A 9,031-nucleotide genomic window follows, 5' to 3' on the forward strand; every position below is an offset into this window, starting at 1 on the left:
GTGCCACCTCGCTGACCGTCAATTTCCTCGCGTGGTGGCTGGGTGATACGGCGGGATTGATCATCGGGGTGCCGCTCATCCTGGCATGGGATATCCGGCGCGGCATGCGCTGGCGCCCCGGAAAACTCATCGAACTGGCCGCCTTCGCGCTCCTGCTGCCTGCCGTCTCGCAGGTGATCTTCGGCGGCGCGTTCGGCACCTGGCCGGTTGCCTACCTGGTCATGCCGTTCTTCCTGTGGGCCGCCGTCCGCTTCAACCTTGCCGCCGTTGCCTGGACCACGGCCATTGTCTGCGCGGTGGCTGTCTGGCACACCGCGCACGGCAACGGCCCCTTCGCCGGGGATGACATGGCGGAATCGCTCACCCTGCTGATGCTGTACATCAGCGTCAACGGCAGCATCGGCCTGGTCATGGCCAACCTCGTGTACCAGCGCAGCAGCGCCGAATCCCTGCTGCGCGAAGAACGCGACGACCGCGAACGGCACGTGCTTGACCGCACGCACAGCCTGGTCAGCGATATCGAGGAGCGCAAGCGCATCGAACAGAAACTCGCCGCGCGCGAACGCCAGCTGGCCGAAGCACAGCATCTCGCCCAGATCGGAAGCTGGACCTGGGACCTCGTTACCGGCGAGATCACCTGGTCGGACGAGCTGTACCGCATCTTCGGGGTCGAGCGTGACAGTTTCACGCTGGCCATTCCGGCCATTCGTCAACGCATCAACGAAGACGGCTACGAAGCCTTGCGGGTGAGCGTACGCCGCGCCCGTGAAACCGGCCTGCCGTTCCAGGTCGACTACCTGATCAAGCTTGCCGACGGTTCCAGCCGCTTTGTCTCCGCGCGCGGACAGCCGCAGCGCGATGCAGGAGGCCAGGTCGTGCGCATGGTCGGCACGGTGCAGGACATCACAGACGCCAAGCGGGCGGAAGCATCGCTGCGCGACGCGGAGGAGCGCTATCGCAAGGTGGTCGAGCTGTCACCGGATGCGATCCTTGTGCAACAGGACGGCGTGTTCGTCTATGCCAATCCGGCGGCCCTGCGGCTGCTGCGTGCGGCGCGCACGGAAGACATCGTCGGCAAGCCGATGTTTGACTTCCTGCATCCGGAATACCACGCCCTGGCGCGCCAGCGCATTTCCCGGCTGCAGCGCGGCGACACCCTCGGCGCGGCCGAGGAGAAGCTGCTGCGGCTCGACCGCAGCGTAGTGGATGTCGAAGTCAGCTCCTCGCCCTTTCGCCATGCCGGCCACTTCGCCTCGCTGTACATCATGCGCGACATTACCGAGCGCAAGAAGACAGCGGAGCAGATGGCCTACCTCGCGCATTACGACTCCCTGACCGGCCTGCCCAACCGCATCCTTTTCCATCAGCGACTGGAACATGCGCTCATGATCGCGGAGCGGCCGGGACGGTCGCTGGAAGTCCTGTTCCTCGACCTCGACCGCTTCAAGCTCATCAACGACACGCTCGGCCATGCCACCGGCGACCTGGTGCTGAAAGAAGCCGCGTCGCGCCTGCAAAGCATCCTGCGCGAGTCGGACACCGTGGCGCGATTGGGCGGCGACGAGTTCGTGGTGCTCGTGGAAAACATCGATGAACCGCACCGTGGCGGCTTCATCGCGGAAAAGATCCTCGCAGCCTTCGGGCCACCCTTCCTGCGCGACAGGGAACCGCTGGCCGTCAGCACAAGTATCGGCATCAGCAGCTTCCCGAGCGACGGCACCGATTCGGAAGCATTGCTGAAAAAGGCAGATATTGCAATGTACCGCGCCAAGGAAACCGGGCGCAACAGCTACTGCTATTTCTCGCCGGAGATGAACCAGCGCGCCTCCGAACGCCTGGCGCTGGAAAATGCCCTCGGACGCGCGGTCGAACTGGGCCAGTTCGCGCTGCATTACCAGCCGAAGATCGACATCCTCACCAATCGCATCACCGGCATGGAAGCGCTGCTGCGATGGAACCATCCGACGTGGGGGCCGATCACGCCGCCGCGCTTCCTGCAGGTGGCCGAGGAAAGCGGCCTGATCCGTCCGATCGGCTACTGGGTCCTGCGCACCGCGTGCACACAGAACAAGCAATGGCAGCTCTCCAGTCCGGTACGCCTGCGCGTCGCGGTCAACCTGTCTGCCCGGCAGCTGGCGGACAACCGGCTGCCCGAAAACATCGACGCCATCCTGGCCGATACCGGGCTCGATGCCCAGTACCTGGAAATCGAAGTCAGCGAGCGCGCGATCATGGACGAACCGGAGCGCAACATCCGCTTGCTGAATGCCTTGCGCGACCGCGGCATCTCGATCTCGATCGACAACTTCGGCGCCGGCAGTTCCTCGCTGGCTTACCTGAAGCGCTTCCCGATCCGCGCGGTGAAGATCGACCGCTCCTTTGTACAGGGGCTGCCGGACAACCAGGACGATTCGGCGATCACGCGTGCCATCATCAGCCTGGCGCACAGCCTGGAATGCAGCGTGATCGGCGAAGGCGCGGAGACGCAGCAGCAGTTCGACTTCCTGCGCGAGAATGCATGCGACAGCGTGCAGGGCTTCTATTTCAGCGCGCCAATGCCTGCCGAAGAGTTCGGGGACCTGATCAAGGTGCAGTCAAAACTGCACCTACACTGAGTCGTTCATCGCCTCTTTGACCAGCGTATCGATTTCACCGGTGATGTCGGAAAGCACGCCCGCCACCACCGAGAATTCCTTGCCCGCATTGCCGGCCCGCGCCGCCACGATCTGCGCATTGAAGGCCACCATGCGCGCCTGCTTGGCGATCGACTCGATGTCCGACATGATGCCGACCAGTTGCTTGCGCACGCGCATCGCATGCTGCTTGGACAGTTCCTCGTAGACTTGCGTGATGCGGTTGAGCAGCGCCAGCAGCGGCGTCGCCATGTCGACCAGCTGTTCGACCAGCGCCGGGCCGCCCGGCAAGCCCTGCTCGATGGCATCAAGCGCCCGCTGCGCAAGCACGATGAATTCGCGGATGCGCGCATCGCCGTTTTCGCTACCGAAGTACACCGCGTCCAGCGCGTCGCAAAAAACGCCGGGGACGCTGTCGTTGCCGTTGACGAGGATGTCGTGCGCCTCGCTGAAGAGCCGCAGCGCGTCGCGCGATGTCGTCAACGCGTCGGGTCCGGATCGCACGGCGAGGACTGCATACAGCACCAGCCGCTGGGAGGTGAAGCGGCGGCGGCCGGAGAGATTGATCAGCGCGGCAAAGGTTTCGCCGGACAGTTTGACGGGGCGGGTCGGGGAAGCCGTCCGGGTTCTTCCGGGCAGGGCATCAAACGGGGGCATGGCACTCTCCTGGCAAGTTCTGTTGCCAATTGGAAAGCATGAAGCATGCCATTATGCTATGGCACATAAGGGTGCAAAAGGTGCCTGGACGGCACCAGAACGGCGCAGAGGTTCAGGTCTTCTTCCAGGCGATCAGCCGGTTGTGGGCCGGCATGGCGCAATCCTCGACCAGCGCCAGTCCATGGCTTTCCGCCACGCGGCACACGTCTTCGAAGTTCCGTATGCCCATGTGCTCGCCCTGCGCCTTGAGCGACATGTCGAACATCGCATTGCTTTCGCTGGTGAACTCTCCACCGTAGTTGAACGGCCCGTATATGCACAATATTCCGCCCGGGTGCAGGACTCGGGCAGCGCCGGCAAGCATGGCCTTCACCTCGTCCCACGCCATGATGTGGCAGGTATTGGCGGTAAAGACTGCATCCCATGGGCCAGCCGGCCAGGCGTCGGCACGCACGTCGAGCGCGACAGGCGGCAGGACATTGGGAGGTGCCTCCTCGGCAAGCCAGGCATGGATGCCGGGATGGTTGGAAGGCAGGTCGCTCGTCTGCCAGGTGAGTCCCTGCAGGTGGGCGCCGAAGTAGACCGCGTGCTGGCCCGTGCCGCTGCCGATTTCAAGTACCCGCCCCTGTGCGGGCAGGAAACGGCGCAGTTGGGCAAGGATAGGGTCGCGGTTGCGTTCGCAGGCGGCGGAGAATGGTTTGGTCATGGCAGCAGTCCTTACCCTTCAATCAAATGCAATGCGAATGGTAGGGTGGGTAGAGCGAAGCGAAACCCACCACGCGCTCCGGTGGCGTTCGATCGGCGGGTTTCGCTTCGCTCTACCCACCCTACGGTCCTTTTACCGCAAAGCGCAGCATTTGCGCAATCCGCAGCCGCATCCTCGCCACATGCGACCCCTCCCAGTACACCTGCTCGCAGCCGGCACACTGGAAGAAATGTTCGTAGAACTGCCGGCTGTGCTGCGGCACGCGATGGGCCACCGCCTGCTTGTCGACCGCATGCAATTCGCCATTGCAGGTGAGGCAGCGGCTGAACTCACGCACATGCGGCGCAAGCCTGAAGCGAAGCATTACCTCGGCAATCTGCGCCTCGTTGTCCAATGCGTGCAAGTAGCAACCGCGCACGATCTCCTTGCGGATCAGCAGGTCGCGGTCGCGCGTGAGCACGATGCGGTCCTCCACGGCAGCAATGCGGGCGACCTCGGCATCGCTGTAATCGTTGCGGTAGAGCACATCGAAACCAAGCATCCGCAGGCTTTTCGCGAGCTGCCCGAGGTGGGCATCGGCGATGAAGCGCCCCTGGGTGCCAGGCTCGGGACGCAGCCGCAGCGTCGGCGTGATATCGATCGTGGAAAACGCGGGATACACGCTCACGCGCTCGCCGCCCTGCAGGCGATAAGCAAAGTCTGCCGGCTCGCCATCAATGCAGATCAGCTCGACCTCGGTGTGCGGCACGCCCAACGCCTCGATCATGTGCTTGACCGTCGCATCGCGCGAGCAGGGATGGATGAATGTTCGCTGGCGATGTGATGGCGCAAGGAAGTTGTTCAGTTCGGCATAGAAGCGAAAATGCGCGGAGGCCACGATGGTCGCGCGCGGCTATCCGGCGGCGCGTCCGGGACCGGTATAGGCGATGCGCAACTTGCCGGACTCCCACGCGGGGGCATTGATGTTGAGTGCCAGCCGGATGGCGCGGGCGAGGTCTGAAGGAAAGCGGAAGACGCTGTCGGCCACTCCCTTGGCGCCGGAGAATCCAGCCGCCTCGGACAGGTGGGACGCGAATGCATTCTCGTCCGGCAGGATGGCAGAGGCACGCAGCACATCGCCCTGCATGCCGGCAACGATGGTGGCAAGGTAATAGCCGTAATCCATGTTGCGCATGGCAACGGGCTGGATCTGCCCGGTCGCGATGGAAAGGAAATGACGGGCGTCCCTCGCGGCAACCAGCTGCCGCATCGCAAGGTTGCCCTGCTCCAGCGTCGCCCTCAACATGCCCATGTTCAGATTCGCCATGCGGCCCAATCCCTGCACGATTGTTTCACCCAGCATGGTTCCGAAGGCAAGTTGCCATGACATCTGCTCCTGTGCTGCCCTGGAAACCGCGTCATGCTTCGCAAGCATCCATTCCTCCTGTCACCGCCCGCTGCGCGGCGTCCCTTCATTGTATGCGGGACATGAGTGAAATCAAGGCAACGCACCAATTTGATGCCCGTCAAATTGAAGGGAAAGTATCCCGGAACGCGACGTCTAACCAACGATGCGCACATTGAAAGGAAGGCAGGATGGATACCATCGCCGGCTTGGACGCCACGCTGCTCGCACGCATCCAGTTCGCCTTCACGATCAGCTTCCACATCATCTTTCCCGCCTTCTCCATTGGCCTGTCTGCCTTCATCGCCACACTGGAAATCCTCTGGCTGCGCAGTGGCGAGCAGCACTACCACACGCTGGCGCGTTTCTGGACCAAGATCTTCGCAGTGTCGTTCGCGATGGGCGTGGTGTCGGGCATCGTGCTTTCCTACCAGATCGGGACCAACTGGAGCCGCTTCTCGGAAGTCGTCGGCAACACCATCGGCCCATTGCTCGGCTATGAAGTGCTCACCGCGTTTTTCCTCGAAGCCAGCTTCCTCGGCGTGATGCTGTTCGGCTGGAACCGTGTGCCGCCCTGGCTGCATACACTGGCTTCCGCCATCGTCGCCCTCGGCACCGCGATGTCGGGCTTCTGGATCCTAGCCGCCAACAGCTGGATGCACACGCCGGACGGCTTCGAGATGCGCGGCGGCATCGCGTATCCGGTCGCCTGGTTCGACATCATCTTCAACCCGAGCTTTCCCTATCGCTTTACGCACATGATGATCGCTACCTACCTCACCACCTCGCTGGTGGTGCTGGCGGCGGGCGCGCGCTACATCATGCAGGGACGCCACGAGCGCGAGGCGCGCACGATGGTGAGGATGGGCCTGGGCATGGTCGCGGTGCTGGCGCCGCTGCAACTGCTGGTGGGCGACATGCACGGACTCAATACACTGGAACACCAGCCAGTGAAGGTGGCCGCCATCGAAGCGCATTGGGACGGATCGAAGCCGGCACCCTTCGTCATCTTTGCGTGGCCGGACGAGGAGCAGGAACGCAATATCGCGGAAGTGTCCATCCCGCATGCGGGCAGCCTCGTGCTCAAGCACGATCCGCAGGGGCTGTTTCCCGGCCTGAGCGACTTTCCCGAGGATGAGCGCCCGCCGGTCGCGCCGGTGTTTTTTTCCTTCCGCCTGATGCTCGCCATCGGCATGCTGATGATCCTGATCGGCCTGACCGGCGCAGTGCTGTGGTGGCGGAAGACGTTGTTCACCCACCGTCGCTACCTGACCTTCGTTTCGTACTGCTGGCCGCTCGGTTTCATCGCCATCATCGCCGGCTGGATGGTGACCGAGATCGGCAGGCAGCCGTGGGTCGCCTACGGCGTGCTGCGCACCGCGGACGCCACGTCACCTGTCGCTGCCGGAACGGTGGCGCTGTCGCTCGTGCTGTTCGTGCTGGTCTACTGCGTGGTGTTCTCGATCGGCATCCTGTACGTCTATCGCATGCTCCGCAAGGGACCTGCAGCGACGCACGGTGCGGAAGCGCTGCCCAACCGGCCGCTGTCCGTGGTCGCCCGTGCCGATGGAGACGTCGCATGAGCAACCTCGAATACACGCTGCCCGTCATCTGGGCGCTGCTGATCGGCCTGTCCGTGGCGTTGTACGTGGTGCTCGACGGCTTCGACCTCGGCATCGGCATCCTCTTCCCCTTCTTCCGGCAAGAGGCGGAGCGCGACCTGGTGATGAATTCCGTCGCGCCCTTCTGGGATGGCAACGAGACTTGGCTGGTGATGGGCGGCGTCGGCCTCTGGGTTGCCTTTCCCAAGGCATATGCGATCGTGCTGCCGGCAGTCTACCTGCCGGTCATCGTGATGCTGCTGGCGCTGATCTTCCGCGGCGTGGCCTTTGAATTCCGCTGGGTCGCCAAGCCGCATCACCATGCATGGGACGTCGCCTTTGCAGCCGGCTCCACGGTCGCCGCCTTCGCGCAGGGCGTGGTGCTGGGCGCGCTGCTGCAGGAAATACGTGTAGAAGGAGGCAGCTTCGCCGGCGGCGCGCTGGACTGGCTGACGCCGTTCAGCATCATGTGCGGCATCGCGCTGGTGGTGGGCTATGGGCTGCTGGGAGCGACCTGGCTGATGATGAAGACCGGCGGCGACGTGGAAACGCATGCGCGGCGCATCGGCATCCCGCTGCTGTTCGGCCTGCTCGCCTGCATCGTGGTGGTGAGCATCTGGACGCCGCTGGAAATCGAACGTATTGCGCAGCGCTGGTTCAGCATCCCCAATTTCTACCTGCTGTCGCAAGTGCCGCTGGCCACGCTGCTGCTGGCCTGGCTGTGCTGGCGCGGCATCCGCAAGGGATACGCGATCACGCCTTTCGCCTCGGCGGTCGGCCTGTTCCTGCTCGCGTATGCGGGCCTGGTGATCTCGAACGCGCCCTACCTCGTGCCGCCGTCGGTCACGCTATGGGATGCGGCTGCGCATCCCTCGTCGCAGGTGTTCTTCCTGATCGGGGCATCGATCCTGATGCCACTGATCCTGGTTTACTTCGTGTTCGTGTTCTGGCTGTTCCGCGGCAAGCTCAAGCCGGGAGAGGGCTATCACTGAAGTGTTTTTTCGCCCACGGCACCATCGCCTCTTCGGAAGGATCGTCGACGGTTTCCAGTGCAAGGATGCGGTCCGCGACATCGGGATAGCCCTTGCGCAGGTGCACCAGCAATTCGAGCCGCTCAAAGCCCGGCCCGACAATCAGGATGCCGTCGGCGTCGCTGATCGACCTGGCGATATCGTCGAAATAGCGCGCCGTGTCGGGTGCGATGATGCTGCGCACGGTCTTGGACGCGCCCGCTGCGGGCGCATAGGTCTTGATGGTTTCGGTCTTCACGCGCGCGCTGTCGAAACGGCTCACGCAGGCCTGGTCATAATCGATCCAGACCACCACTTGATTGCTTGGCATGTTGGTTTTTTCCTGTATTACAGAGAGACGCCGTGGCCCAGTCCGTGCTGCTTTTCGTAGGCCTGCTGGCATTTCACGCAGCTCATCGCGGTCGGCAATGCTTCCAGGCGCGCCTGGGGGATCGCGGCGCCGCAATCGATGCAGATGCCGTAGCTACCGTCCTTGACGCGCTTGAGCGCGGCATCGATATCGCGCAGGCGCACCAGTTCGTGGCTCAGCAAGGCAATGTCGGTGTCGTTGAGCAGGTCCGCCTCCACCCAGTCGCCGACGGCTTCAAGGTGGTTCAGCAAGGCCAGGTTGCCCTGGCCGCCTTCGGAATGCAGATGTTCGCGAATATCGGCAAGTACTGACTCACGTTCGGCGAGCAGCACTTTTTCCATGGTGATCCCGGCATCGTCGCCGGTACGGCTTGGGGCGTTCACGTTGCTCTCCTTGCAACCCCCTTCGTATCCAGGGGGCTCAGTTGCAGCGTAAGGTATTTCCTGCGACGCAATGAATGACCTGGATCAATCTTCGCGCAGACACGACAACATGGATGTTGTCAAAAATGATTGCGTGCCACCCGGATGAAAGCCTCGGCCGCCGGCGACAGCCTGCCCTCGGCGGCTGCCGCCGCGACAATCTTCTGCGGCGGCAGGTTTCCTTCCAGCGGTTTGCAGACGATCCGCTTGCCGTCGTAGCTGTAGTCACGGCTCGGCCGCGGTACCCG

9 protein-coding genes are annotated in these 9,031 nt (G+C 63.3%); 3 read left to right on the forward strand and 6 right to left on the reverse strand.

Annotation, left to right across the window (positions count from 1 at the left end):
* Window positions 1–2,615: bifunctional diguanylate cyclase/phosphodiesterase (locus tag AYR66_RS19050; RefSeq protein ID WP_206047223.1), on the forward strand; the 2,615-nt coding region annotated here is incomplete at its 5' end.
* Here the strand turns inward: AYR66_RS19050 and AYR66_RS19055 are convergent.
* The 4 genes from AYR66_RS19055 to AYR66_RS19070 all read right to left on the reverse strand — a co-directional run bounded on the left by AYR66_RS19055 (window position 2,607) and on the right by AYR66_RS19070 (window position 5,410).
* Window positions 2,607–3,290 carry a methyl-accepting chemotaxis protein gene (locus AYR66_RS19055; protein WP_088708806.1) on the reverse strand — a complete coding sequence of 228 codons (684 nt, stop codon included), beginning with the start codon at window positions 3,288–3,290 and terminating at the stop codon, window positions 2,607–2,609. The two genes, AYR66_RS19050 and AYR66_RS19055, sit on opposite strands and share 9 nt — an antisense overlap.
* A gap of 112 nt (window positions 3,291–3,402) precedes the next feature.
* On the reverse strand, window positions 3,403–3,996 hold the full coding sequence (locus tag AYR66_RS19060; protein ID WP_088708807.1) for a DUF938 domain-containing protein: 594 nt from the start codon (window positions 3,994–3,996) through the stop codon (window positions 3,403–3,405).
* 121 nt (window positions 3,997–4,117) lie between these two features.
* Window positions 4,118–4,873 carry a Mut7-C RNAse domain-containing protein gene (locus AYR66_RS19065; protein ID WP_088708808.1) on the reverse strand — a complete coding sequence of 252 codons (756 nt, stop codon included), beginning with the start codon at window positions 4,871–4,873 and terminating at the stop codon, window positions 4,118–4,120.
* A gap of 15 nt (window positions 4,874–4,888) precedes the next feature.
* On the reverse strand, window positions 4,889–5,410 hold the full coding sequence (locus AYR66_RS19070) for a phasin family protein (RefSeq protein ID WP_088708809.1): 522 nt from the start codon (window positions 5,408–5,410) through the stop codon (window positions 4,889–4,891).
* A gap of 161 nt (window positions 5,411–5,571) precedes the next feature.
* Between AYR66_RS19070 and AYR66_RS19075 the strand changes: the two genes are divergently transcribed.
* On the forward strand, window positions 5,572–6,963 hold the full coding sequence (locus AYR66_RS19075) for a cytochrome ubiquinol oxidase subunit I (protein ID WP_088708810.1): 1,392 nt from the start codon (window positions 5,572–5,574) through the stop codon (window positions 6,961–6,963).
* On the forward strand, window positions 6,960–7,973 hold the full coding sequence (gene cydB, locus AYR66_RS19080) for a cytochrome d ubiquinol oxidase subunit II (protein WP_088708811.1): 1,014 nt from the start codon (window positions 6,960–6,962) through the stop codon (window positions 7,971–7,973). The genes AYR66_RS19075 and cydB overlap by 4 nt, the downstream gene beginning before the upstream one ends.
* On the opposite strand, the gene AYR66_RS19085 is transcribed toward cydB, so the two are convergent.
* Window positions 7,948–8,322, reverse strand: coding sequence for a translational machinery protein (locus AYR66_RS19085; protein WP_088708812.1), 375 nt, complete (start codon window positions 8,320–8,322; stop codon window positions 7,948–7,950). The two genes, cydB and AYR66_RS19085, sit on opposite strands and share 26 nt — an antisense overlap.
* Before the next feature lie 17 nt (window positions 8,323–8,339).
* Window positions 8,340–8,744 carry a TraR/DksA family transcriptional regulator gene (locus tag AYR66_RS19090; RefSeq protein WP_088708813.1) on the reverse strand — a complete coding sequence of 135 codons (405 nt, stop codon included), beginning with the start codon at window positions 8,742–8,744 and terminating at the stop codon, window positions 8,340–8,342.
* Window positions 8,745–9,031 lie beyond the last annotated feature (287 nt).

The sequence above is a fragment of the Noviherbaspirillum denitrificans genome, assembly GCF_002211445.1.
Lineage (GTDB): Bacteria > Pseudomonadota > Gammaproteobacteria > Burkholderiales > Burkholderiaceae_D > Noviherbaspirillum > Noviherbaspirillum denitrificans.